The following is a 25559-nucleotide window of genomic DNA, read 5'->3' on the forward strand; positions in this document are numbered from 1 at the left end:
CACTACCCATTGGTCTGCACGCAACGGCTGCCGGCCAGCGGCGGGTACCGCCCAGCACCTAAACGTACGTCCCAGCATGGTTTTTTCCGGCTGCCCCGCCGCTGGCAAGGGGGTGCACGGGCGGGGAAAGCGGAGCTAGACTGTCCGCCTTTGCGGCCCCTGGGCCGCCCTGAACGGAAGTGTCCTCCCGCATGAGTTGGCTCAGCAAGTTGATGCCGTCCGGCATCCGCACCGACAACACCCCCAGCAAGAAGCGCAGTGTCCCCGAGGGCCTGTGGGAAAAGTGCAGCAACTGCGGCAGCGCGTTGTACCGTCCGGAACTGGAAGAGAACCTGGAAGTCTGCCCGAAGTGCGGCCATCACATGGCGATCCGCGCGCGCGCGCGCCTGGCCGCCCTGTTCGACGCCGACAGCACCACCGAGATCGGTGCGCGCCTGGGGCCGACCGACCTGCTCAAGTTCAAGGACCAGAAGAAGTACAGCGAGCGCATCAAGATCGCGCAGAAGAACACCGGCGAGTACGACGCGCTGATCGCCATGCGCGGCCTGCTCAAGGGCCGTGCGCTGGTGGCATCGTCCTTCGACTTCGCCTTCATGGGCGGCTCGATGGGCTCGGTGGTCGGCGAGCGCTTCGCACTGGCTGCCGAAACCGCAGTCGAGATCGGTGCGCCCTACGTGTGCTTCTCGCAGAGCGGCGGCGCCCGCATGCAGGAAGGCCTGTTCTCGCTGATGCAGATGGCCAAGACCTCGGCCGCGCTGGGCAAGCTGCGTGAAGCCGGCCTGCCGTACATTTCGGTGCTGACCCATCCGACCACCGGTGGCGTCTCGGCCTCCTTCGCGATGCTGGGCGACATCAACATCGCCGAGCCGCAGGCGCTGATCGGCTTCGCCGGCCCGCGCGTGATCGAGCAGACCGTGCGCGAGAAGCTGCCGGAAGGCTTCCAGCGCTCGGAGTTCCTGCTCGAGCACGGTGCCATCGACCAGATCTGCGACCGCCGCGAAATGCGCGACCGCCTGTCCGACCTGCTGGCGATGCTGGGTCGCCAGCCGGCGCCGGAGGTGGCTTGATGGGAGGCCGCAAGTACTTCGGTACTGATGGCATCCGAGGCCGGGTCGGCCAGGGCGTGATCTCGGCCGACTTCGTGCTGCGCCTGGGCAACGCCCTGGGTCGCGTCCTGGTCGCCCAGCGCGGCCAGGATGGGCGGCGGCCGATCGTGGTGATCGGCAAGGACACCCGCATTTCCGGTTACATGTTCGAGGCGGCGCTGGAAGCCGGCCTGGTCGCCGCCGGTGCCGACGTGCAGCTGCTGGGACCGATGCCGACCCCGGCGGTGGCATTCCTGACCCGTACGCTGGGCGTGGATGCCGGCATCGTCATCAGCGCCTCGCACAACCCGCATTACGACAACGGCATCAAGTTCTTCTCCGCCCAGGGCGAGAAGCTCGACGATGCCACCGAGCTGGCCCTGGAAGCGGCGCTGGACGTTCCGTTCACCACCGCTGAATCGGAAAAGCTGGGCAAGGCCGCGCGCGCGCGCGAGGCGGTCGGCCGCTACATCGAGTTCTGCAAGGCCAGCGTACCGCGCGCGTTCGACCTGCGTGGCGTGCGCCTGGTGCTGGATTGCGCGCACGGTGCCACTTACCAGATCGCACCGCTGCTGTTCCGCGAACTGGGCGCCGAGGTGATCGGCATCGGTGCCGAGCCCAATGGCGTCAACATCAATGCCGGCGTGGGCTCGACCCATATCGACAACCTCGCGGCCAAGGTCCGCGAGACCCGCGCGGATCTCGGCATCGCCTTCGATGGCGACGGCGACCGCGTGCTGATGGCCGACGACCAGGGCAATCCGGTCGACGGCGATGACCTGCTGTACATCCTGGCCCGTGCCTGGAAGGACGAAGGCCGCCTGCGCGGCCCGGTGGTCGGCACGCTGATGAGCAACTATGGCATCGAGAAGGCGTTCGCCGACCTGCAGATTCCGTTTTTGCGCAGCAATGTCGGTGATCGCTACGTGCACCAGGCGCTGATCGAAGGCGGTGGCGTGCTCGGCGGGGAGGCCTCCGGCCACCTGCTGTGCCTGGACCGCGCCACCACCGGTGACGGTATCGTCAGCGCGCTGCAGGTGCTGGTGGCGCTGCGCAACAGCGGCCAGACCCTGCGCCAGGCGCTGAAGGGGCTGGTGCGGGTGCCGCAGAAGACGGTCAACGTGCGGCTGGGCAATGTCTCGGCCAAGGCCACGGTGCAGGCCGACAGCGTGCAGGCCGCACTGGCCGTCGCGCAGCAGTCGGTGGCCGGTCGCGGCCGTGCGTTCCTGCGCCCGTCCGGCACCGAGCCGGTGGTGCGGGTCACGGTCGAGGCCGATGACGCAGCGCTGATGCAGGACACGCTGGATCGCCTGTCCGCAGCGGTGCGTGAAGCCGCTGCCTGAGGCGGCTGCACCTTCAGCAAACGGAAAACGCCCCGCAAAGCCGGGGCGTTTTTCGTTCAAGCGACAGGGCAGCGTGACGCTTACGGGCCCGGCACCATCTTCTTCTGCCGTGCCTTGAAGCCATTGAACAGCGGCGCGATCAGGGGGTTGTAGCTCTGCGCGATGCGCTTGCGCAGCCAGCTGGCCGGGCGGTTGCGGATCGCGAAGCGGTAGATGCGTTCCGGGTCGCCGCCCACCATATTGCGACCGAACGGGTGGGTAGTGTGCAGGTAGCGGAAGCCCTGCTCGCGGGCCACCTCGATGTGATCCTGGTCGAAATCGCCGTAGGGCCAGCACAGCGTGTCCGACACCTCGCCCAGCTTTTCCTTCAGGACCTCGCGCGAGACTGCCAGGTCCCGGCTCAGGCCGGCACGGCGCTGCGCGCGGTCCAGGTCGTCGCGGCGCAGCCAGCGGGTGTGGGTATGGGTGTGGCAATGCACTTCGAAAGTGCCAGCGGCAATGGCCGCGCGCGCTTCGCTCCAGCGCATCATCACGTCGTCGCTGCGGTTCTGCTCGTAGATCGCCGCTTCGCAGCCGCGGTGGTCGGGCGTGGGGGGCAGCGTTGCGCCGGCCATCCCCGCATGCGGCCGCTGCGGGCCTTCGCCCATCCAGCCGGTGACCACGAACACCACCGCGTGCATCCCGTACTTCTGCAGGATCGGGTGCGCATACACCCAGTTGTCCAGGTAGCCATCGTCGAAGGTGATCACGATCGACTTGCGCGGCACCGGCCGGCCGGCCAGGAAACCGGCGTACTGGTCCAGTGTCAGCGAAGTCCAGCCGTTGCCGGCCAGCCAGGCGATCTGGCTTTCGAAATTCTCCGGCGACACGGTGATCATGCCCGGCGACGGGCTGACGTGGTGGTGCATCAGCACCGGTACGGTTCGGGCATCAGCCATGTCCCAGCTCCTTCAGCCACTGGTGGTAATAGTGTTCGGTGGTCTCGCCGTGGCCGTCGGGGGTGAAGCGGTGCGCGCTGCGCATCCAGTCCCACCCGGCGCGGCCCATCTGCCGGCGCCGTTCCGGATCGTCCACCAACAGGCGCAGGGCACCGGTCAGGGCTGCATTGTCGCCCAGCCGGGTGAGGATCGCATTGCTGCCATCGACCACCATCTCCGGCACGCCTCCAACGCGGGTGGCCACGATCGGCACGCCGACATAGGCTGCTTCCAGGAACACGGTACCGGCCGCTTCCTTGTGCGACGCCAGCGCGAAGATGTCGAAACCGGCCATCAGCCGGCAGGCGCCATCGCGGTAGCCCAGCAGATGCACCTGTTGCTGCAGCCCGTGTTCGTCGCGCATCGCCTGCAGCCGATCCATGACCGGCTGGCCATCGCCGATCACCACCAGGTGCAGGTTCGGATGCGTCCTGCACAGCGGCACCATCGCCTGCAGCAGGTCGGCGTGGCCCTTGGGCTCGCGCAGCACCGCCACGCAGCCGACCACGATGTCCTGTTCGCCGAAGCCGAGTTCGGCACGCACGTCCGCGCGCACGTCCTGCAGGCACTGCCAGGGATCGGCCTTGCGGATCTCGCTCCAGCGCGGCGGCACGGCGATGGGCGGCACGATACCGATGCGCTCGGCCGGAATGCCGCGCTCGGTCAGCAGCTGCTTGACGAAGCTGCTGACGGTCAGCACCCGGTGCGGCAGGCCGGTATAGGTCAGCAGCGAATTGACCGGGCTCATCAGGTGGCGCGAGCGCACCACCAGCGGCGTGCCGCCCAGGCGGGCGCCAGCGGCAGCGATCAGCGCGTCACGACGGCTGGTGGTGTTGACCACGTCGTAGCGCTCGCGGCGCACCAGGCGCGAGACCGACCAGATGCCACGCAGCAGGCGCAGCAGGCCGCCCATGCGCAGGGTGTGGACAGTGAAGCCATCATCGCGGGCCAGCGTGGCCAGGCGGGCTTCGGGCTGGCACAGCAGGGCCACCTCGTGGCCGCGCGCGCGCATCACCTGCATGTGGCGGAAGATGTAGATCTCCTGCCCGCCCATTCCCTTGGCGGCTTCGGTGTGCAGGATGCGCAATGGACGGTTCATGCGGGATCGATCCTTGAAGGTCAACGATTGCGGAAGCGGGTCAGCGCTTCCCATGCGGTACGTACGGCGGCGGCATCGGGCACCTGCTGCGGCAGCGGGCGATAGTGCAGGTCCAGAGCGGTGGCGTTGCCGAACTTGTCGAACACATAGATCGCATCGCCATGGCGTACCGCGCGCTGCGACCAGCTTTCGACCACCAGCGCACGCTGGCCCTGTGGCTCGGCCAGCAGGTCCTGTCCGGTGCTGTAGTCGGCCAGTGCGTTCTCGCAGCCCAGCGCGTGGCGCATCAGTGTTGGCACCCAGTCTTCGTGCGAGCTGGTGCGTGCGTCGTGGCCAGCGGCCTTGCCCGGCCAATGCAGCACGAACGGCACCTGCAGCTGGTAGTCGGAGAAGTTGCCGTTGTGGCCCCAGTAGTTCAGCCCGAGGTCGTTGAACTCTTCGGCATGGTCACCGGTGACCAGCACGATGGTGTCCTCGGCCAGGCCCTGCGCGCGCAGGTCGTCCAGCAGCGATCCGATCAGGCTGTCGGCATAGTGCACGGCGGTGCGGTAGCGGTTGAGCTCCGGCGTCGGGTCATGCTCCGGGCCGAACTTGAGGAAGTCGATGTCGGCGGCCATCGGTGTGGTCACCGGCGGATAGCCCTCGGGCATGTGGTAGGGCGCGTGGGTGGAGTCGAGGAACACGAACCCGAACCACGGGTGGTCTGCCGCCTGGCTGGCGCGGATGTCCTGCTGCAGCGCGCCGACGATCGCGCGGTCGCGACCGTCGGACTTCAGCGCCGATGGCCCCTGGTGCAGCTGGTCGCGCACATCGGCAAACACGGTGCGATCGAATTCGGGGCTGTACATCGGCGCGCTGCCGTACAGGTGCAGGTCGTAGCCCTGCTGGCCCAGCACCTGGAACAGCTGCGAACCACGCTGCTCGTCCAGCATGCTCGGCCAGTAGCCGCCGGGCAGGCCGTAGAGCAGCCCGAACAGGCCGTAGCGGGTGGCATTGCCGGTACTGAAGTGGTGGTCGAACACGCGCGCGTCCTGCGCCAGCGCCGACGTATGGGGCATCAGCTGTGGTGTCAGCGCATCGTGGCGCAGCGATTCCAGGACCACCATCAGCACGTTCGGGCGATGTGGGCTCTGGCAGCGCAACGGATGCAGCGGGTACAGCAGCTGCGCGTGGCGCGGGTCGGGCAGGCCGGCCTGCTGCTGGCTGACCACGCCCAGGCGCCGCATGAAACTCTTGGCCGTGATCGGCTGTGCCCACGGCAGGTAGTTCCACTGTGCGATCACATCGCGGTCGCCGCGCGCGTCGTAGTAGGCCGTGGCCAGCTGGCCGCCGCCCATCAGCAGCGCGACCGCCGCCCAGGCCTGCAGCACCCGGCGCCGATGCGATGCCGCCGGCAGCAGCTTCCAGCATGCCCAGGCCAGCAGGCCTTCGGCGGTGAAGACCGCGGCGACCAGCAGCGCGACCTGCAGCCAGGTCTTCCAGGACAGGGCGACCTGGTCCTGCAGGGCGCCGCCGAACACCATGTTCACGACCATGGCATTGAGGTGGAAGCGGTACAGGGTGAAGACCTTGGCGTCGACCAGCAGCAGGCACAGCCACAGCCCCTGCAGCAGTACGGCGCTGACGCTCAACGTGCGCGCCCGGCGCGGCCACAGGCCCAGCAGCAGTGGCAGCAGGCCGGCCAGCGCGCCGAACGCGAGCAGGTGGCCGGGCAGGGCGATCGCCAGATAGGCCAGGCCAGTGGCACCGCCCGGATTGTCACGCAGTGGCACGTTGCCCAGCGCGATCGCCGCCGCCAGGACGGCGTTGCCGGCGATGAACAGCGACCACCAGGCCAGCCGGCGCCAGCGCTGGGCGGGACCTTCGACGACAGGGGCGGCGGAGACAGCGGCGGGCATGGCGGGGCGGGTTCGGGGAGCGCGGGAACGGGGAGCGGCGGCAACGTGATGGCCGCGTTGCGCCACGCGCGGGTCGCGCATTGTATCGGTTTGTTTCTTCGTATCGAGTGGCGTCCTCCGGGCGATCTGTCACAATGTTCAGGCGGGCCATGAATGCGCTGGCCCCCCAGACCCAACGACAAGCCAGGAACCGCTGTGAGCCAGATCCCCACCCTCGACATCACCCGTTTTGACAGCGACCGCGAGGCCTTCGTGGCCGAGCTGGGCGCGGCCTACCGCCAATGGGGATTCGCGGGCATCCGCAACCACGGCATTCCGCAGGCCGACATCGACGCGGCCTACGATGCCTTCAAGGCCTTCTTCGCCCTGCCGGAAGAGGTCAAGCGCAAGTACCACGTCGCTGGCAGCGGTGGCGCCCGCGGCTACACCCCGTTCGGCGTGGAAACCGCCAAGGGCTCCAAGCATTTCGACCTGAAGGAGTTCTGGCACATCGGTCGCGAGATCGCCGACGACTCCAAGTACCGTGACGTGATGGCGCCGAACCTGTGGCCGACCGAGGTCGAGGGGTTCCGTGAGCGCGGTTACGGCCTGTACCAGGCGCTGGACAACCTGGGTTCGCGCGTGCTGTCGGCGCTGGCCCTGCACATCGGCCTGCCGGAGAACTTCTTCGCCGACAAGACCAACTTCGGCAACTCGATCCTGCGCCCGATCCACTACCCGCCGATCACCACCGACGACATTCCGAACGTGCGCGCCGGCGCCCATGGCGACATCAATTTCATCACCCTGCTGGTCGGCGCCAGTGCCGCCGGCCTGGAGGTGCAGTCGCATGATGGCGAGTGGGTGCCGTTCACCTCGGACGCGGACACCATCGTGGTCAACATCGGCGACATGCTGCAGCGCCTGACCAACCACGTGTATCCGTCGACCATCCACCGCGTGGTCAACCCCCCGGGCGAACTGGCGCGCCAGCCGCGCTACTCGGTGCCGTTCTTCCTGCACCCGAACCCGGACTTCCTGATCGACGTGCTGCCCTCGTGCATCACCCCGGAGAACCCGAGCCGGTATCCGGAGCCGATCACCGCCCACGGCTTCCTCGAGGAACGCCTGCGCGAGATCAAGCTGAAGTAATGAGACGCGAGGCCGCCGAAAGGCGGCCTTTGTCTTTGCAGGGCGGCGCCCTGCAGCCGCGGTAGTGCCGGCCGCTGGCCGGCAAGTCCACGGCCAGAACGGACGGGTTACGGCGTCCCCCGCCATCCCCACCCGCCCGGCCAAGCCCACCCATCCAACCGGGCTTTCCGCGCCCAGCCCAACCAGACCCCCGCCACGAGGGGCTGCGCCGTTGGCTGAAAATCGATGTAACCGCTTACACGGAAACGGATTTTTGCCGTAACGGGTATCATGATCGGCTGACTTCACACAGGAGCCACCCGCTCATGCGCCGCAAGATCGTCGCCGGAAACTGGAAGCTGCATGGCAGCCGTCAATTCGCCAATGAACTGCTGGGGCAGGTGGCCGCCGGGCTGCCGGTGGATGGGGTGGATGTGGTGATCCTGCCGCCGCTGCCGTACCTGGGCGAGCTGGTCGAGGACTTCGGCCAGACCGGCCTGGCCTTTGGCGCGCAGGACGTGAGCAGCAACGAGAAGGGCGCCTACACCGGTGAGGTCTGCGCCGCCATGCTGGTCGAGGTGGGGGCCCGCTATGGCCTGGTCGGTCATTCCGAACGCCGCCAGTACCATCATGAGAGCAGCGAGCTGGTCGCGCGCAAGTTCGCCGCGGCCCTGCACGCTGGGCTGGTGCCGGTGCTGTGCGTGGGGGAAACCCTCGAGCAGCGCGAGGCCGGGCAGACCGAAGCGGTCATCGCCAGCCAGCTGGCGCCGGTGCTGGAACTGACCGGCGCGGCCGGCTTCGCCCAGGCCGTGGTCGCCTATGAGCCGGTGTGGGCCATCGGCACCGGGCGTACCGCTAGCAAGGAGCAGGCGCAGCAGGTGCACGCGTTCATCCGTGGCGAAGTCGCGCGCATCGATGCTAGAATTGCTGATTCACTGCCCATTGTTTACGGCGGTAGCGTGAAGCCCGACAATGCCGGGGAACTGTTCGCGCAGCCGGATGTCGATGGTGGGCTGGTCGGCGGTGCCTCCCTGGTGGCCGCGGACTTCCTGGCCATCGCACGGGCGGCGGCCGCGAACTAATCCTAGAAGTATTGTCCGAGGGCGGTTTCCAATGCTGATGTTGATCCTCAATGTCGTCTACGTGCTGGTCGCTGTGGCCATGATCGCGCTGATCCTGATGCAGCGTGGCTCGGGTGCGGCGGCGGGTTCGGGCTTTGGTGCCGGCGCCTCGGGCACGGTGTTCGGTGCGCGTGGCGCCTCGAACTTCCTGTCCAAGTCGACCAAGTGGCTGGCAGTCGTGTTCTTCGGCATCAGTCTCTTCATGGCCTGGTATGCCGGTCACGGCACCCGTCCGGCGGCCGACCAGGACCTGGGCCTGATGTCCGCCCCGGCGGCCAGCGCGCCGGCGGCTCCGGCGGGCGAACTGCCGGCCGTTCCGAAGGCCGATCCGGTCCCGGCCGCCCCGGTTCCGGCGGCGAATGTGCCGGCTCAGGCGGAATCTTCGGTTTCTGGTGAAGAAAAGCCTTCGGAAGGCTCCCAGAAACACTGAAGCCGGTTACAATACGCGGCGCATCGGGAAGATAGTCTGATGTGATCGTTTGCCCAGGTGGCGGAATTGGTAGACGCACTACCTTGAGGTGGTAGCGACGCAAGTCGTAGGGGTTCGAGTCCCCTCTTGGGCACCATTTGTAAGTAAAGCGGGTTCGTCTGGCGCGCAAGGCGCCAGGCAGGTTCCCGTCCACTCCCCCATGCCAAAGCGCCTGCAGGCGCGGCGGCAGAGGCAAGAGAGAATCGCTGTGCTGGCCGAATATTTGCCTTCTCTGCTGTTTCTGATCGTTGCCACCGGTATCGGCGTTACGCTGATGCTGGTTGGTCGATTCCTCGGTCCCCGCCGCCCCGATCTGGAAAAGCTCTCGCCGTACGAGTGCGGCTTCGAGGCCTTCGAAGACGCGCGCATGAAGTTCGATGTGCGCTACTACCTGATCGCGATCCAGTTCATCGTCTTCGACCTGGAAATCATCTTCATCGTGCCGTGGACCCAGGTCTTCATGGAGCTGGGCGCCCGTTCGCTGGTCACCATGGGCCTGTTCGTCGGCATGCTGTTCCTCGGTTTCATTTACGTCTGGAAGAAGGGAGCGCTGGAATGGGAGTGATTCAGACTCTCGATGGCCTCATGAACAACCCGTCGCCGGAAGGCCGGGTTGATGACATCCTGCGGCCGGAAGGCGACAACCCGCTGCTGGAAAAGGGCTTTGTCACCACCAGCGTCGACGCACTGCTGAACTGGGCGCGCACCGGCTCGATGTGGCCGATGACCTTCGGCCTGGCCTGCTGCGCGGTCGAGATGATGCACGCCGGCGCCGCGCGCCTGGACCTTGACCGCTACGGCGTGGTGTTCCGCCCGTCGCCGCGCCAGTCCGACGTGATGATCGTGGCCGGTACCCTGGTCAACAAGATGGCCCCGGCGCTGCGCAAGGTCTACGACCAGATGCCGGACCCGAAGTGGGTCATCTCGATGGGCAGCTGCGCCAACGGCGGTGGCTACTACCACTACTCCTATTCTGTCGTGCGCGGCTGTGATCGCGTGGTGCCGGTGGACGTCTACGTCCCGGGCTGCCCGCCGACCGCCGAGGCGCTGGTGTACGGGATCCTGCAGCTGCAGAAGAAGATCTGGCGTACACAGACCATCGCCCGCTGACCCCTTCACCTGACAAGAGCGCGCCAAGCCCCCATGGCAGAGCAAGCATCCTTCATCGACCGACTCTCCGCACGTTTCGCTGGTGCGAAGGTCATCGTGGTCGAACCCCGCGGCGAAGTGACGCTGGAAGTGCCTGCCGCCGAGTGGCACGCCACCGCCCTGGCGCTGCGTGACGAGTTTGGTTTCGAGCAGGCCGTGGATCTGTGCGGCGTCGACTACCTCGGTTATGGCTCCGACGAATGGGACACCGCCGACGTGTCCTCGCAGGGCTTCAGCCGTGGCGTCGAAGGCAAGGCCCAGGGCCGCTTCGCGTGGGGCGAGTTCCCCACCGAGGAAAACGGTGCCGACGGTGCCCGCCCGCAGCACATGCCGACCCAGCGTTTCGCCGTGGTCGCCCAGCTGCGTTCGTACCAGCACAACCTGATGATGCACCTGCGCTGCTTCGCCCCTGACGAAGCGCTGCCGGTGGTGTCCTCGCTGACCAGCGTGTGGCCGGGCCTGAACTGGTTCGAGCGCGAAGCGTTCGACCTGTACGGCGTGATCTTCGAAGGCCACCCGGACCTGCGCCGGATCCTGACCGACTACGGTTTCGTCGGCCATCCGTTCCGCAAGGACTTCCCGCTGATCGGCAATGTCGAAGTCCGCTACGACGAAGAAAAGAAGCGCGTGATCTACGAACCGGTCACCTCGGTGGAGCCGCGTGTCGGCGTGCCGCGCGTGATCCGTGACGACGCCCGTCTGCAGACCGCAGCCGGTGAGCGCGCGCAGGAGGCAGTGAAGTGAGCCACGTACACCAGGCCGGCGAAGCGTTCGCCAGCAACGCCGCCGAAAGCCGGCAGGAAATCCGCAACTACACCATGAACTTCGGCCCGCAGCACCCGGCCGCTCACGGTGTGCTGCGCCTGATCCTGGAAATGGACGGCGAAACCATCATGCGTGCCGACCCGCACGTGGGTCTGCTGCACCGTGGCACCGAGAAGCTGGCCGAGTCCAAGCCGTTCAACCAGTCGATCGGCTACATGGATCGCCTCGACTACGTGTCGATGATGTGCAACGAGCACGCCTACGTGCGCGCGATCGAGACCCTGATGGGCATCGAAGCGCCGGAGCGTGCGCAGTACATCCGCACCATGTACGACGAAATCACCCGCATCCTCAACCACCTGATGTGGCTGGGCTCCAACGCGCTCGACCTGGGTGCGATGGCGGTGATGCTGTATGCCTTCCGCGAGCGCGAAGAACTGATGGACTGCTATGAAGCGGTCTCCGGCGCGCGCATGCACGCGGCGTACTACCGTCCGGGCGGCGTCTACCGCGACCTGCCGGACCACATGCCGAAGTACAAGGAATCACGCTGGCACAAGGGCAAGGCGCTGAAGCAGCTGAATGCTTCGCGCGAAGGCTCGCTGCTCGACTTCCTGGAAAACTTCACCGTCGAGTTCCCCAAGCGCGTCGACGAATACGAAACCCTGCTGACCGACAACCGCATCTGGAAGCAGCGTACCGTCGGCATCGGCGTGGTCACTCCGGAACTGGCCCACCAGTGGGGCATGACCGGCGTGATGCTGCGCGGCTCGGGCATCGCCTGGGACCTGCGCAAGAAGCGCCCGTACGCCAAGTACGATGCCGTCGATTTCGACATCCCGCTGGGCAAGGAAGGCGACTGCTACGACCGCTACCTGGTCCGCGTCGCCGAAATGCGCGAATCCAACCGCATCATCAAGCAGTGCGTGGCGTGGCTGAAGGCCAACCCCGGCCCGGTCATGGTCAAGAACTTCAAGGTCGCTCCGCCCAAGCGCGAGGACATGAAGGACGACATGGAAGCGCTGATCCACCACTTCAAGCTGTTCAGCGAAGGCTATTGCGTGCCGGCGGGTGAAACCTATGCGGCCGTGGAAGCGCCCAAGGGCGAATTCGGCTGCTACCTGGTCTCCGATGGCGCCAACAAGCCGTTCCGCGTGCACCTGCGCGCACCGGGCTTCGCCCACCTGTCCTCGATCGATTCGATCGTACGCGGCCACATGCTGGCCGACGTGGTGGCGATGATCGGTACCTACGACCTGGTGTTCGGCGAGGTTGACCGGTAATGCCGTCCGCCACGCCAACGCCCGCTGCAGGCAGCCGGCGCAAGCCGGCGCCGCAGTTTCTGGAATTTCACGTTATGCATTTCGCTGAGGTCGGCCGATGAAGGCGACAGGTAATTTCGAGGCGGCGCGCGACGTCGACCCGATGGTGGTGCTGAGCGACAAGACCCGCGCTCACATCGATCACTGGCTGTCCAAGTTCCCGCCGGACCGCAAGCGCTCTGCCGTGCTGCAGGGCCTGCATGCGGCCCAGGAGCAGAACCAGGGCTGGCTGACCGACGAGCTGATCGCCGCCGTCGCCAAGTACCTCGACCTGCCGCCGGTGTGGGCCTACGAGGTCGCCAGCTTCTACTCGATGTTCGAGACCGAGAAGGTGGGCCGCAACAACGTGGCCATCTGCACCAACATCAGCTGCTGGCTCAATGGCGCCGAGGACATCGTCCGCCATTGCGAGAAGAAGCTGGGCATCAAGCACGGTGAATCGACCCCGGACGGCCGCGTCTACCTCAAGCGCGAGGAAGAGTGCCTGGCCGGTTGTGGCGGCGCGCCGATGATGGTCATAAACGGTCACTACCATGAGCGTCTGACCCTGGAAAAGGTCGACGAGCTGCTGGACGGGCTGGAGTAAGGGCATGGCACATCACCACGAATCCAAGGGTCCGGTCGGCCCGGCGCCGCTGCCGCACCAGGTGGTCTACACCACCCTGCATTACGACACCCCGTGGTCGTACGAAAGCTACCTGAAGACCGGTGGCTACGCCGCCCTGCGCAAGATCCTCGAAGAGAAGATCCCGCCGGAGCAGGTCATCGAGATGGTCAAGGCCTCGGGCCTGCGCGGCCGCGGTGGCGCAGGCTTCCCGACCGGCCTGAAGTGGTCCTTCATGCCCAAGGGCAACATGCAGAAGTACATCCTCTGCAACTCGGACGAATCCGAGCCGGGCACCTGCAAGGACCGCGACATCCTGCGCTACAACCCGCACTCGGTGGTGGAGGGCATGGCGATCGCCTGCTACGCCACCGGTTCGACCGTGGGGTACAACTACCTGCGCGGTGAATTCCACCACGAGCCGTTCGAGCACTTCGAGCAGGCCCTGGCCGACGCCTATGCGAACGGCTGGCTGGGCAAGAACATCCTCGGCAGCGGCGTGGACATCGACATCTACGGCGCGCTGGGCGCCGGCGCCTACATCTGCGGCGAAGAAACCGCGCTGATGGAATCGCTGGAAGGCAAGAAGGGCCAGCCGCGCTACAAGCCGCCGTTCCCGGCGAACTTCGGCCTCTACGGCAAGCCGTCGACGATCAACAACACCGAAACCTACGGTTCGGTGCCGGCGATCATCCGCAACGGTCCGGAGTGGTTCAAGGGCCTGAGCCTGACCGCCAATGGCGGCCCGAAGTGCTTCTCGGTGTCCGGTTGCGTGCAGAACGGCGGCAACTTCGAAGTGCCGCTGGGCACCACCTTCGACGACCTGCTGGAAATGGCCGGTGGCCTGCGTCCGGGCCGCAAGCTCAAGGGCGCGATCCCGGGCGGCGTGTCGATGCCGGTGCTGACCGCGGCCGAGCTGAAGGGCCTGCCGATGGACTACGACACCATCCGTGCGCTGGGCTCCGGCCTGGGCTCGGGTGCGATCGTGGTGCTCGACGACAGCGTGTGCTGCGTCAAGTTCGCCTGCCGCATCAGCCAGTTCTTCCACAAGGAATCCTGTGGCCAGTGCACCCCGTGCCGTGAAGGCACCGGCTGGATGCACCGCGTGCTGGAGCGCATCGTCGCCGGCAAGGCCACGATGGAGGACCTGCACCAGCTGAAGGCGGTGGCCGGGCAGATCGAAGGCCACACCATCTGTGCGTTCGGTGAAGCGGCTGCATGGCCCATCCAGGGCTTCCTGCGCCAGTTCTGGGACGAATTCGAGTACTACATCGTCAACGGTCATTCGATGGTTGACGGCAAGAAGGTGGAGGCAGCCGCCGCATGAGCGCGCAACCCGTAAACCCGAACGTGCCACCGGATCACGTGACCATCGAGATCGATGGCAAGTCGCTGGTCGTGCCCAAGGGTTCGATGATCATCCAGGCGGCCGACAAGGCCGGCATTCCGATTCCGCGCTTCTGCTACCACGAGAAGCTGCCGATCGCCGCCAACTGCCGCATGTGCCTGGTGGACGTGGAAAAGTCGCCGAAGCCGGCGCCGGCCTGCGCCACCCCGGTGATGGACGGCATGAAGGTCGCCACCCGCAGCGAGAAGGCACTGAAGTTCCAGCGCTCGGTGATGGAGTTCCTGCTCATCAACCATCCGCTGGACTGCCCGATCTGCGATCAGGGCGGCGAGTGCGAGCTGCAGGACGTTTCGCTGGGCTATGGCCGTTCGGTCAGCCGCTTCAACGAGCGCAAGCGCGTGGTGCCGGACGAGGACATGGGCCCGCTGGTCGCCACCGAGATGACCCGCTGCATCCAGTGCACCCGCTGCGTCCGCTTCACCGCCGACGTTGCCGGTACCTATGAACTGGGTGGCATGTACCGCGGCGAGAACCTGCAGATCGGTACCTTCGACGGCAAGCCGCTGACCACCGAGCTGTCCGGCAACGTCGTCGACGTCTGCCCGGTCGGCGCGCTGACCAACAAGGTGTTCCAGTTCCGCGCCCGCCCGTGGGAACTGACCGCGCGCGAATCGCTGGGCTACCACGATGCGATGGGGTCGAACCTGTTCCTGCACGTGCGTCGCGGCGAAGTGCTGCGCACCGTGCCGCGCGACAACGAAGCGGTGAACGAATGCTGGCTGTCCGACCGTGACCGCTACTCGCACCAGGGCCTGTACAGCGAAGACCGTGCGGTCAAGCCGCTGCGCAAGGTCAATGGCGAGTGGAAGGAAGTGAGCTGGGCCGAAGGCCTGGCCGCGGCCGCCGAGATCCTCAAGGCGAACCAGGGCGACAACCTGGGCGTGCTGGTGCATCCGTCGACCTCGAACGAGGAGGGTGCGCTGCTGGCCCGCCTGGCCAAGGGCCTGGGCTCGAGCAACATCGACCACCGCATCAACAACCGCGATTTCTCCGACGCCGCAACCGCCGAAGTGTTCGGCCTGCCGCTGGCCGAGATCGAAGGCGCCGACCGCATCGTCGTTCTGGGCAGCAACATCCGCCACGAACTGCCGCTGCTGCACGCCCGCCTGCGCAAGGCGCAGACCACCAACGGCGCGAAGATCCACGTCGTCAACCCGGTGGACTTCGACTTCGCCTTCAGCATCGCCGGCAAGCAGATCGTTGCGCCGTCGAAGTTCGTCGACGCGCTGGCCAACGCCGAGCTGCGTTCGGCAGTGCAGGGCGGCAACAACACCGTGCTGATCGTCGGTGGCATCGCCGAAAACCACCCGCAGGCTGCCGCGATCCGCGCTGCCGCGCGTGAGTTCGCCGCCGCCACCGGTGCCAAGCTGTGCCGCATCCCGCAGGGCGCCAACGCCGTTGGCCTGACCCGCGCCGGCGTGCTGCCGGCCGGCAGGGACGTCGCCGCGATGCTGGCGCAGCCGCGCCAGGCCTACGTGGTGTACGGCCTGGAGCCGGGCCTGGACTTTGCCGATGCCCCTGCCGCGCGCAAGGCGCTGGTCGGCGCCCAGGTGGTGGCCTTCAGCCAGTTCGCCTGTGCCTCGACCCGCGACGTCGCCGACGTGATCCTGCCGATCGGTGCGCTGCCGGAAATCGACGCCACCCTGACCAACCTTGATGGTCGCGAGCAGTCCGCCCGTGCCGGCGGCAAGCTGCCGGGCGAGGCCCGTGAGGGCTGGCGCGTGCTGCGTGCCCTGGGCGGCGACATGGCGCTGGCCGGTTTCGACTTCACCGACTTGGCCGGCCTGCGTGCCAGCCTGGCCCCGGTGTCGGTCACCGTTGCCGCTTCGGCGCAGCCGATGGTTGCCGGCGAAGGCCTGGAAGTGGCTTCGACCGCCGCGATCTACCGCACCGATGCGGTGGTCCGTCGCGCCCCGGCACTGCAGTCGCATCCGCTCAACAACGCCCCGCGCATCGTGCTGAACGCTGAAGATGCCGCTCGCCTGCAGCTGCAGGAAGGGCAGATGGCCAAGGTCGGCACCGATGCCGGCAAGGCCACCCTGCCGGTGGTGGTCGACGCCCGCGTCGCTGCGGGTTCGGTCTGGATTGAATCGGGCCACGGCGCGACCGCGCCGCTGGGTGCCGCTCGCGTATCGGTGGTGGCTGCATGAACGAATTGCTGTTGAACGCGGTCGACCCGCTGCACCAGTGGCTGCTGGGCCTCGGTGACATCGGCGCGCTGATCTGGATCATCCTGAAGATCCTGGTGATCGCCGTTCCGGTGATCATCTCGGTGGCCTTCTACGTGGTCTGGGAACGCAAGCTGATCGGCTGGATGCACGTCCGCCACGGCCCGATGTACGTGGGCATGGGCATCTTCCAGGCCTTCGCCGACGTCTTCAAGCTGCTGTTCAAGGAAGTGGTCCAGCCGAGCAGCGCCAACAAGGCGATCTATCTGCTGGCCCCGCTGATCACCCTGGCCCCGGCCTTCGCGGCCTGGTCGGTGGTGCCCTTCGATTCGCAGATCGTGCTGTCCAACGCCAACGCCGGCCTGCTGTACCTGCTGGCGATGACCTCGCTGGGCATCTACGGCATCATCCTGGCCGGTTGGGCATCCAACTCGAAGTATGCGTTCCTGGGTGCGATGCGCGCGTCGGCGCAGATGATCAGCTACGAAATCGCCATGGGATTCGCCCTGGTCGGCGTGATGATCGCCTCGGGCAGCCTGAACCTGAGCAACATCGTGATGGCGCAGGCCGGCAGTTCCGGCTTCTTCGACTGGTTCCTGCTGCCGCTGTTCCCGCTGTTCGTCATCTACTGGGTGTCGGGCGTGGCTGAAACCAACCGCGCGCCGTTCGACGTGGTGGAAGGCGAGTCGGAAATCGTCGCCGGCCACATGGTCGAGTACTCCGGCGGTGCCTTCGCCCTGTTCTTCCTGGCCGAATACGCGAACATGATCCTGATCAGCTTCCTGATCTCGATCTTCTTCCTCGGCGGCTGGCTGAGCCCGGTCCAGGGCTGGGTCAACTTCGGCGATGTCTCGCCGCTGGTCGACTGGATCTGGAAGGGGGGCGCGCCGTGGCTGTTCGTCAAGGTGTTCTTCTTCGCCAGTGCCTATATCTGGTTCCGTGCCAGCTTCCCGCGCTTCCGCTACGACCAGATCATGCGCCTGGGCTGGAAGGTCTTCATCCCGCTGGCCATTCTGTGGATCGCGGTTACCGCCGTCATGGTGTTCTTCGGCGTGATTCAAAAGGGCGTCTAAAGTGATGAACAGGATTACCCATTACTTCAAGAGCCTGCTGCTGCTCGAACTGCTGGCGGGCCTCTGGCTGACGCTGAAGTACAGCTTCAAGCCGAAGTACACGATGATGTACCCGATGGAGAAGTTCCCGCAGTCGCCGCGCTTCCGGGGCTTGCACGCGCTGCGCCGTTATCCCAACGGCGAAGAGCGCTGCATCGCCTGCAAGCTGTGCGAAGCGGTGTGCCCGGCGCTGGCCATCACCATCGACTCGGCCAAGCGCGAGGACGGCACCCGCCGCACCACGCGCTATGACATCGACCTGTTCAAGTGCATCTTCTGTGGCTTCTGTGAAGAAAGCTGCCCGGTGGACTCGATCGTCGAAACCCACATCCTCGAGTACCACTTCGAGAATCGTGGCGAAAACATCGTTACCAAGCCGCAGCTGCTGGCCCTGGGCGACCGTCTCGAATCCGAGATCGCCGAGCGTCGCGCCGCCGATGCCGCTTACCGCTGAGGTCGAGAGATGGATTGGGTAAATATCGCTTTCTGGGTGTTCGCCATCGCGGCAACGGTTTCGGCCGGTGCGGTGATCAGCGTGCGCAACCCGGTTCACGCCGTGCTCTGCCTGGTGCTGACCTTCTTCTCCATCGCCTGCGTGTGGCTGCTGGTGGGCGCCGAGTTCCTCGGTGTGGCGCTGGTGCTGGTCTACGTCGGCGCGGTGATGGTGCTGTTCCTGTTCGTGGTGATGATGCTGGACATCGACCCCACCAAGCTGCGTGAGGGCTGGGTGCGCTACCTGCCGGTCGGCCTGATTGTCGCGGTCGCGATGCTGGCGCAGATGCTGATCCTGATCGGGGTCAAGGCGCGTTCGGTCACGCCGTTCCCGGCCGACAACGCCGCTGCGGTCGCCGCCGACAGCTCCAACATCACCTGGCTGGCACGCACGCTGTTCACCGAGTACCTGCTGCCGTTCGAGTTCGCCGCCGTCATCCTGACCGTGGCCGTGGTTGCCGCCGTGATGCTGACCCTGCGTCGCCGTACCGGCGTGAAGAGCCAGAACCCGGGCGAGCAGACCATGGTCAAGGCCGGCCAGCGCCTGCGCATGGTCAAGATGGGTGCCGAAGCACCGGTCGTGCACAGCAACAGCAAGCCGGTCGCCGGCGAGGAGACCCAGCCGTGATCACCCTTGGCCATATCCTCGCGCTGGGCGCGGTGCTGTTCGCCATCAGCCTGGCCGGCATTTTCCTCAACCGGAAGAACGTCATCGTCCTGCTGATGTCGATCGAACTGATGCTGCTGTCGGTGAACATCAATTTCGTCGGCTTCTCGCGTCAGCTGGGCGATCCGTCCGGCCAGCTGTTCGTGTTCTTCATCCTGACCGTCGCCGCCGCGGAAGCCGCCATCGGCCTGGCGATCCTGGTGACCCTGTTCCGTACACGCCGCACGATCAATGTCGGCGAAGTCGATTCGTTGAAGGGCTGATCCACAGATGGAAATCACTCTCTCCAAGAGTCTGTTGATCGCAGTGGTGCTCGCACCGCTGTTCGGCAGCATCATCGCCGGCCTGTTCGGTCGCCAGGTCAAGCGCTTCGGCGCGCAGACCATCACCATCCTCGGCGTCGCGGTGGCCTGCGGCCTGTCGATGTACACGCTCTACCAGCTGCTGTGGGGCGGTGCGCAGCCGTTCAACCAGAACATCTACACGTTCTTCGAAGTGGGCCAGTATTCGGCGCACGTTGGCTTCATGGTCGACAAGCTGACCGCGATGATGATGGTGGTGGTGACCTTCGTGTCGCTGCTGGTCCACATCTACACGATCGGCTACATGCAGGACGATCCGGGCTACCAGCGGTTCTTCAGCTACATCTCGCTGTTCACCTTCTCGATGCTCACCCTGGTGATGAGCAACAACTTCCTGCAGCTGTTCTTCGGCTGGGAAGCGGTGGGCCTGGTGTCGTACCTGCTGATCGGCTTCTGGTTCAAGCGCCCGACCGCGATCTTCGCCAACATGAAGGCGTTCCTGGTCAACCGCGTCGGTGACTTCGGCTTCCTGCTGGGCATCGCCGGCGTGCTGTGGGTGTTCGGCACCCTGGACTACTCGCAGGTGTTCTCGCAGGCCGGCATGCTGGCTGACCCGCGCGCCCAGCTGCAGATCTGGGACGGCACGATCCTGGGCATGCAGCTGCTGAACGAGCCGGTGATCTGGTCGATCGCCACCGTCATCTGCATCTGCCTGTTCATCGGTGCCATGGGCAAGTCGGCCCAGGTCCCGCTGCATGTGTGGCTGCCGGACTCGATGGAAGGCCCGACCCCGATCTCGGCACTGATCCACGCCGCGACGATGGTGACCGCCGGTATCTTCATGGTCACCCGCATGTCGCCGCTGTTCGAGCTGTCGCAGACCGCGCTGAACTTCGTGCTGTTCATCGGTGCCACCACCGCGTTCTTCACCGGCCTGATCGGCATCGTGCAGAACGACATCAAGCGCGTGGTCGCGTACTCGACCCTGTCGCAGCTGGGCTACATGACGGTTGCGCTGGGCGTGTCGGCCTATTCGGCCGCCGTGTTCCACCTGATGACCCACGCCTTCTTCAAGGCCCTGCTGTTCCTGGGCGCCGGCTCGGTCATCATCGCGATGCACCACGAGCAGGACATGCGCAAGATGGGCGGCCTGCGCAAGTACATGCCGATCACCTTCATCACCATGTGGATCGGTACCCTGGCGCTGGTCGGCACGCCGTTCTTCTCCGGCTTCTACTCGAAGGACACCATCATCGAGGCGGCCGAGCTGCACGCGCACCTGTCCAACAGCTGGGTGGCCACCTATGGCTACTGGGCCGTGCTGGGTGGCGTGATCGTCACCAGCTTCTACAGTTTCCGCCTGCTGTTCCTGACCTTCCACGGCAAGGAGCGTTTCCGCGACGCGCATGATGACCACGCCCATGGCCACGGCCATGACGATCACCACGCCGCCGACGCCCACCACGGCGATGCGCATCATGACGACCACGGCCATGGCCACGGTCCGCACGAGCCGCACGAAACCCCGTGGGTGGTGACCCTCCCGCTGATCCTGCTGGCCATCCCGTCGATCGCCATCGGTTTCTTCAGCATCGGCCCGATGCTGTACGGCACCGACTGGGCCGGCAACCACGCGCACGATGCCATCAAGGGCCAGGCGCACACGTTCTTCACCGGCATCGTCGACTTCTACGATCCGGCCAAGAACACCATCGGCTTCCTGGGCGAGGAGTTCCATGGCCCGGTCGCCTTCGCGCTGCACGGCATGATGGCTCCGGCGTTCATGCTGACCGTTGCGGGCTTCCTGCTGGCCGCGCTGTTCTACCTGTGGAAGCCGGACCTGTCGGGCAAGGCCCGCAAGACCTTCGCTCCGCTGGTGTCGGTACTGGAAAACAAGTACGGCTTCGACAAGCTGTGGATCGATGGCTTTGCTGGTGGCAGCGTCAAGCTGGGCAAGGTCTCGCGCTGGATCGACAGCAACATCGTCGACGGCGTGGTCAATCTCTCGGCACGTGTTGTGGACGTCGCAGCCGGCGTGCTGCGTCGTACCCAATCCGGTTTCCTCTATCACTACGCCTTCGCGATGATCATCGGCCTGATTGCCCTGCTGGGCGTGCTGATGCATTACCTGCGTTGATGACCTGTACGGAATAAGAAGACGTGTCGAACTGGCCTCTACTCAGTGTCCTCATCTGGCTGCCGATCATCGGTGGTGCCCTGATCCTTGCGATCCGTGATGCGCAGACCGCCCGCTGGGCGTCGCTGGGCGTAGCGGTGCTGACGTTCGTGGCGAGCCTCTCGCTGCTGAGCGGCTACAACGCAGGCGTCGATGGTCTGCAGTTCGTCGAGACCCATGCCTGGATCCCGGCGTACAAGATCGGCTACAACCTGGGCGTGGACGGCATTGCCGTGGCGCTGATCCTGCTGACCACCCTGGTCAGCGTGCTTGCCCTGATCGGCGCCTGGAGCGCCATCGACAAGCGCGTCAACCAGTACGTGGCGGCCTTCCTGATCCTGGAAGGCGTCACCGTCGGCATCTTCGCCGCGACGGACGCGATGCTGTTCTACGTGTTCTTCGAAGCGATGCTGATCCCGATGTTCCTGATCATCGGTGTCTGGGGCGGTCCGCGCCGCATCTACGCCGCGCTGAAGTTCTTCCTGTACACCTTCCTCGGCTCGGTGCTGATGCTGGTGGCGCTGATCTACCTGTACATGAAGGGCGGCAGCTTCCAGCTGGCCGACCTGTACGCGCTGCCGCTGTCGGCCAAGGAGCAGACCTGGATCTTCTTCGCCTTCCTGATCGCCTTCGCGGTCAAGGTGCCGATGTTCCCGGTCCACACCTGGCTGCCGGACGCCCACGTGGAAGCGCCGACCGCCGGTTCGGTGATCCTGGCCGCGATCGCCCTGAAGATCGGTGGCTACGGCTTCCTGCGCTTCAACCTGCCGATCGTCCCGGACGCGTCGCAGGAGTGGGCTTGGCTGGTGATTGCACTGTCGCTGATCGCGGTGATCTACGTCGGCCTGGTCGCCCTGGTGCAGGACGACATGAAGAAGCTGATCGCCTATTCGTCGATCGCGCACATGGGCTTTGTCACCCTGGGCACCTTCATCGCGCTGTGGCTGGTGCGTGAAGCCGGCAACGCCGATGCCGCGCGCCTGGGCCTGCAGGGCGCCATGGTGCAGATGATCTCGCACGGCTTCGTGTCCGGCGCGATGTTCTCCTGCGTCGGCGTGTTGTACGACCGCATGCACAGCCGCCGCATCGCCGATTACGGCGGCGTGGTCAACGTGATGCCGTGGTTCGCGACCTTCGCGATGCTGTTCTTCATGGCCAACGCGGGCCTGCCGGGTACCAGCGGCTTCGTTGGCGAGTTCATGGTCATCCTCTCGGCCTTCCAGCGTAATCCGTGGATCGCCCTGGGCGCGGCCACCACCCTGATCATCGGCGCCGCCTACACCCTGTGGCTGTACAAGCGCATCTTCTTCGGTGAAGTGGCCAACAGCCATGTTGCCGAACTGAAGGACATCAACGGCCGCGAATGGCTGGTGCTGGGCGTGTTCGCCATCGGCGTGCTGGCCCTGGGCATCTACCCCAAGCCGCTGACCGACCTGATGGAGCCCTCGATCGCGAAGCTGGCGATGCAGATCGCATCCAGCAAGCTGCTGTAATTCCAGGATTTGATGATGACCACCTCGCCGCTGCTGCCATTGACCGCCGCTGACCTGCCACCGCTCGCTCCCGAGCTGGTGCTGATCGGCAGCGCCTTCGCCCTGATGATCCTCGACCTGTTCGTCAGCAACCGGAACAAGATCGTCACCCACCTGTTCTCGCTCGCTGCGCTGGCCGTGGTGCTGTTCATGCTGGCCACCGGCGTGGGCGGGCAGGGCGAGGTCTTCCATGGCATGTTCGTGCGCGATACCGCCGCGGACGTGATGAAGACCGGGATCGTGCTGCTCAGCGGCCTGACCCTGGTCTACGGCTGGCGCTACCTGCGTGACCGCGACCTGTTCCAGGGCGAGATCCCGGTGCTGATCCTGTTCGGCACCGCCGGCATGATGATCCTGGTCTCGGCCGGCAGCCTGCTGATGGTCTACCTGGGCCTGGAACTGCTGGCGCTGTGCTCCTACGCCCTGGTCGCCAGCAACCGCGAAAGCGGCCTGGCCTCGGAAGCGGCGATGAAGTACATCGTGCTGGGTTCGCTGGCCTCGGGCCTGCTGCTGTACGGCATGTCGCTGATCTACGGCGCCACCGGCAGCCTGCACCTGGATGTGATCCGTGAGGCCATCCCGCACTCGGAAGAGCGCGTGCTGCTGATCACCGGTGCGGTGTTCATGATCGCCGGCGTCGCCTTCAAGCTGGGTGCCGCGCCGTTCCACATGTGGCTGCCGGACGTGTACCAGGGTGCCCCGGCACCGATCGCACTGTTCATCAGCTCGGCGCCGAAGCTGGCCGCGTTCGGCATGGCCTACCGCCTGCTGGAAATGGGCGTGGGTCCGCTGTCGACCGAACTGCAGCTGCTGATCGCCGGCCTGGCCGCGGTATCGCTGGTCATCGGCAACCTGATGGCCATCGCGCAGAGCAACCTCAAGCGCATGCTGGCGTTCTCCACTGTCTCGCACATCGGCTTCCTGCTGATGGGCATCGCCGGTGGCGGTTCGCAGGGCTACGCCGCCGCGCTGTTCTACGCACTGGCCTACGCGATCATGTCCACCGCGGCCTTCGGCGCGATCATCGCGCTGTCGCGTGCCGGCTTTGAAGCCGAGAACATCGAGGACTTCAAGGGCCTGAACGCCCGCAACCCGTGGATGGCCGGCCTGGTGCTGTGCATCATGGCGTCGCTGGCCGGCATCCCGCCGTTCCTGGGCTTCTGGACCAAGCTGGCGGTGCTGGGCGCGGCCGTCAACGGCGGCCTGCTGTGGCTGGCCATCCTCGGCGTGCTGTGCGCCGTGGTCGGCTGCTTCTACTACCTGCGCGTCATCAAGGTCATGTACTTCGATGAGCCGGTGGGCGAGGCCATGCCGCGCAGCAATGACCGCGTGCTGGGCGTGGTGCTGGGCGTGAATGCCCTGGCGCTGCTCGCGCTGGGCCTGGCCTGGAACCCGATCATGGTCTGGTGCCAGCAGGCATTTGCGCATCTTGCATAAAAGTTGACACAAAGCTGCGCGATTCGTGTAATATGCGCAGCCTGAGTTGTCACTGCAGCGGTTCAGCCAGAACATCGTTGCGGCAGCCTCCCTCGAAAGGGCGGGGCAGCAGTTCAAGTACTTCCGGTGCGGGGTGGAGCAGTCTGGCAGCTCGTCGGGCTCATAACCCGAAGGTCGCAGGTTCAAATCCTGCCCCCGCTACCAACGTCGGATCGGCGCCAACCGGTTTGATGAATGAGGGATCGCTTGCATGTTTCGAAGCAATCGCTCATAATTCCGCTTCTGATGCGGGGTGGAGCAGTCTGGCAGCTCGTCGGGCTCATAACCCGAAGGTCGCAGGTTCAAATCCTGCCCCCGCTACCAAGTAAAGGAATCGCCTTCGAAGCCCTGCTTCGGAGGCGTTTTTCTTTGGGGTCTGCGTCGTGTCCGCGTGATCGGGGTCAGATCCCTCTTCCACGGCAAAAGGGATCTGACCCCGGGTCCGCACCTTGCACCAGCGCGGTGCAGCCGCTATCATCAGCGGCCTAGCAGTACCCCTGAAGGCGGTCTCCCGGCGGGAGTCCAGATCCGGAAGGAGGGCCGCAACCGGCAGGCCATGCGGGTTGCAACCGGAATCCAGTCACCGGAGTCTTTCCGGAAAAGGGGCCCAGCGGGCCCTTTGTCGTTTCCGGGGCGTCATGTTTCCACGCCGGCCAAGGCCGGCACCCAACCATAGAGATCAAGGCAGGCTGTGAGCGACAAGGCAACCGACATCGCGAATCTGCTCGCCCCGACCGTTGTGTCGCTGGGCCTGGAGCTGCTGGGCGTTGAGTATCTGCCGGCCCCCGGCGGTGCGACCCTGCGCCTTTACATCGACGTGCCGCTGGCTGAACAGCCCGAGCGCATCATCAATGTCGACGACTGCGAGCGGGTCAGCCGCGAAGTGTCGGCGCAGCTGGACGTCGAGGACCCGATCAGCGGCAATTACACGCTGGAAGTGTCCTCGCCGGGCGTGGACCGGCCGCTGTTCAACCTGGAGCAGTTTGCCCGCCACCAGGGCGAATCGGCCAAGGTCACGCTGAAGCTGCCGCAGGACAACCGTCGTCGCCTGCAGGGTCGTATCGAAGCGACCGACGAGGCGGCGGGGACCATCACGTTCATCGTCGACAAGGCCGAAGTGGTCGTGTCGGCCGACAACATCGACAAGGCACGGATCATGCCCGACTGGGTGGCGCTGGGGCTGGCCCCGAGCAAGCCGACCGGTCCGGCACCGAAGCGTCCGAAGCCGAACACGAATTCTTCTTCCAACGAGCCGGCGGCAAAGAAGCCGCGCGCGGAGTGAGC

23 protein-coding genes and 3 tRNA genes are annotated in these 25559 nt (G+C 65.8%); 23 read left to right on the forward strand and 3 right to left on the reverse strand.

All coding sequences use genetic code 11. From position 1 onward, the window contains the following. Nucleotides 1-191 precede the first annotated feature (191 nt). Both accD and glmM read left to right on the forward strand, forming a co-directional pair. Nucleotides 192-1067, forward strand: a complete 876-nt coding sequence (accD, locus tag AC5P9C_RS01005; protein ID WP_005410473.1) for an acetyl-CoA carboxylase, carboxyltransferase subunit beta — start codon at nt 192-194, stop codon at nt 1065-1067. After that, on the forward strand, nt 1067-2428 hold the full coding sequence (gene glmM / locus AC5P9C_RS01010; RefSeq protein WP_343542172.1) for a phosphoglucosamine mutase: 1362 nt from the start codon (nt 1067-1069) through the stop codon (nt 2426-2428). Before accD ends, glmM begins: the two co-directional genes overlap by 1 nt. An 80-nt stretch (nt 2429-2508) precedes the next feature. Here the strand turns inward: glmM and AC5P9C_RS01015 are convergent, their stop codons facing one another. Genes AC5P9C_RS01015 through AC5P9C_RS01025 form a run of 3 tightly spaced genes read right to left on the reverse strand, consistent with a single transcriptional unit; the run spans nt 2509 to nt 6402 of the window. Further along, nucleotides 2509-3366 carry a polysaccharide deacetylase family protein gene (locus tag AC5P9C_RS01015; protein ID WP_343542174.1) on the reverse strand — a complete coding sequence of 286 codons (858 nt, stop codon included), beginning with the start codon at nt 3364-3366 and terminating at the stop codon, nt 2509-2511. Further along, nucleotides 3359-4504 carry a glycosyltransferase family 4 protein gene (locus tag AC5P9C_RS01020; RefSeq protein WP_495205060.1) on the reverse strand — a complete coding sequence of 382 codons (1146 nt, stop codon included), beginning with the start codon at nt 4502-4504 and terminating at the stop codon, nt 3359-3361. The genes AC5P9C_RS01015 and AC5P9C_RS01020 overlap by 8 nt, the downstream gene beginning before the upstream one ends. 20 nt (nt 4505-4524) lie before the next feature. After that, entirely contained in the window at nt 4525-6402 is a 1878-nt protein-coding gene (locus AC5P9C_RS01025; protein ID WP_343542177.1) for a DUF3413 domain-containing protein, read from the reverse strand. 153 nt (nt 6403-6555) lie between these two features. On the opposite strand from AC5P9C_RS01025, the gene AC5P9C_RS01030 reads away from it, so the two are divergent. From AC5P9C_RS01030 to rimP, 21 genes are all read left to right on the forward strand, one after another. Continuing rightward, nucleotides 6556-7533, forward strand: a complete 978-nt coding sequence (locus tag AC5P9C_RS01030; RefSeq protein WP_049470666.1) for an isopenicillin N synthase family dioxygenase — start codon at nt 6556-6558, stop codon at nt 7531-7533. 305 nt (nt 7534-7838) lie between these two features. Further along, on the forward strand, nt 7839-8594 hold the full coding sequence (gene tpiA, locus AC5P9C_RS01035) for a triose-phosphate isomerase (RefSeq protein WP_064238927.1): 756 nt from the start codon (nt 7839-7841) through the stop codon (nt 8592-8594). Nucleotides 8595-8625: 31 nt separating this feature from the next. Further along, nucleotides 8626-9063: a preprotein translocase subunit SecG gene (secG, locus tag AC5P9C_RS01040; protein WP_014647871.1), complete on the forward strand. Its 438-nt coding sequence runs from the start codon at nt 8626-8628 to the stop codon at nt 9061-9063. Nucleotides 9064-9114: 51 nt separating this feature from the next. Then, nucleotides 9115-9199: transfer RNA gene (locus tag AC5P9C_RS01045), tRNA-Leu, on the forward strand. Between the two features lie 111 nt (nt 9200-9310). Continuing rightward, on the forward strand, nt 9311-9667 hold the full coding sequence (locus AC5P9C_RS01050) for an NADH-quinone oxidoreductase subunit A (protein WP_005417937.1): 357 nt from the start codon (nt 9311-9313) through the stop codon (nt 9665-9667). Then, nucleotides 9658-10212 (forward strand): NuoB/complex I 20 kDa subunit family protein, encoded by a 555-nt coding sequence (locus tag AC5P9C_RS01055; RefSeq protein WP_005417936.1) that lies wholly within the window; start codon nt 9658-9660, stop codon nt 10210-10212. The genes AC5P9C_RS01050 and AC5P9C_RS01055 overlap by 10 nt, the downstream gene beginning before the upstream one ends. Nucleotides 10213-10245: 33 nt before the next feature. Further along, complete coding sequence (locus tag AC5P9C_RS01060; protein WP_014647869.1) at nt 10246-10995, forward strand: NADH-quinone oxidoreductase subunit C; 750 nt, start codon at nt 10246-10248, stop codon at nt 10993-10995. After that, nucleotides 10992-12299, forward strand: a complete 1308-nt coding sequence (locus AC5P9C_RS01065; RefSeq protein ID WP_049470672.1) for an NADH-quinone oxidoreductase subunit D — start codon at nt 10992-10994, stop codon at nt 12297-12299. The genes AC5P9C_RS01060 and AC5P9C_RS01065 overlap by 4 nt, the downstream gene beginning before the upstream one ends. A gap of 97 nt (nt 12300-12396) precedes the next feature. Further along, nucleotides 12397-12924: an NADH-quinone oxidoreductase subunit NuoE gene (gene nuoE, locus AC5P9C_RS01070; RefSeq protein ID WP_014647867.1), complete on the forward strand. Its 528-nt coding sequence runs from the start codon at nt 12397-12399 to the stop codon at nt 12922-12924. A 4-nt stretch (nt 12925-12928) separates the two neighbouring features. Continuing rightward, nucleotides 12929-14269, forward strand: a complete 1341-nt coding sequence (gene nuoF / locus AC5P9C_RS01075) for an NADH-quinone oxidoreductase subunit NuoF (protein WP_005417934.1) — start codon at nt 12929-12931, stop codon at nt 14267-14269. Beyond that, the gene (gene nuoG / locus AC5P9C_RS01080; RefSeq protein ID WP_343542401.1) at nt 14266-16500 is read left to right on the forward strand and encodes an NADH-quinone oxidoreductase subunit NuoG; all 2235 of its coding nucleotides are present in this window, start codon (nt 14266-14268) and stop codon (nt 16498-16500) included. Before nuoF ends, nuoG begins: the two co-directional genes overlap by 4 nt. Next, entirely contained in the window at nt 16497-17591 is a 1095-nt protein-coding gene (nuoH, locus tag AC5P9C_RS01085) for an NADH-quinone oxidoreductase subunit NuoH (RefSeq protein WP_014037948.1), read from the forward strand. The genes nuoG and nuoH overlap by 4 nt, the downstream gene beginning before the upstream one ends. Nucleotides 17592-17595: 4 nt before the next feature. Beyond that, nucleotides 17596-18084, forward strand: coding sequence for an NADH-quinone oxidoreductase subunit NuoI (nuoI, locus tag AC5P9C_RS01090; protein WP_005417924.1), 489 nt, complete (start codon nt 17596-17598; stop codon nt 18082-18084). 9 nt (nt 18085-18093) lie between these two features. Beyond that, on the forward strand, nt 18094-18750 hold the full coding sequence (locus AC5P9C_RS01095) for an NADH-quinone oxidoreductase subunit J (RefSeq protein ID WP_049470676.1): 657 nt from the start codon (nt 18094-18096) through the stop codon (nt 18748-18750). Further along, on the forward strand, nt 18747-19052 hold the full coding sequence (nuoK, locus tag AC5P9C_RS01100) for an NADH-quinone oxidoreductase subunit NuoK (protein WP_005417921.1): 306 nt from the start codon (nt 18747-18749) through the stop codon (nt 19050-19052). The genes AC5P9C_RS01095 and nuoK overlap by 4 nt, the downstream gene beginning before the upstream one ends. Nucleotides 19053-19059: 7 nt before the next feature. Further along, on the forward strand, nt 19060-21228 hold the full coding sequence (nuoL, locus tag AC5P9C_RS01105; RefSeq protein ID WP_032957444.1) for an NADH-quinone oxidoreductase subunit L: 2169 nt from the start codon (nt 19060-19062) through the stop codon (nt 21226-21228). Nucleotides 21229-21251: 23 nt separating this feature from the next. Next, nucleotides 21252-22760: an NADH-quinone oxidoreductase subunit M gene (locus AC5P9C_RS01110; protein WP_019660580.1), complete on the forward strand. Its 1509-nt coding sequence runs from the start codon at nt 21252-21254 to the stop codon at nt 22758-22760. Nucleotides 22761-22775: 15 nt separating this feature from the next. Next, entirely contained in the window at nt 22776-24236 is a 1461-nt protein-coding gene (nuoN, locus tag AC5P9C_RS01115; RefSeq protein ID WP_032957446.1) for an NADH-quinone oxidoreductase subunit NuoN, read from the forward strand. A 127-nt stretch (nt 24237-24363) separates the two neighbouring features. Next, nucleotides 24364-24440 (forward strand) — tRNA-Met (locus tag AC5P9C_RS01120). An 82-nt stretch (nt 24441-24522) separates the two neighbouring features. Continuing rightward, nucleotides 24523-24599, forward strand: a tRNA-Met gene (locus AC5P9C_RS01125). 367 nt (nt 24600-24966) lie between these two features. Then, nucleotides 24967-25557: a ribosome maturation factor RimP gene (gene rimP, locus AC5P9C_RS01130; RefSeq protein ID WP_019660578.1), complete on the forward strand. Its 591-nt coding sequence runs from the start codon at nt 24967-24969 to the stop codon at nt 25555-25557. The last annotated feature ends 2 nt before the right edge of the window (nt 25558-25559 follow it).

The organism is Stenotrophomonas sp. YJH_SMC_10 (assembly GCF_059371555.1).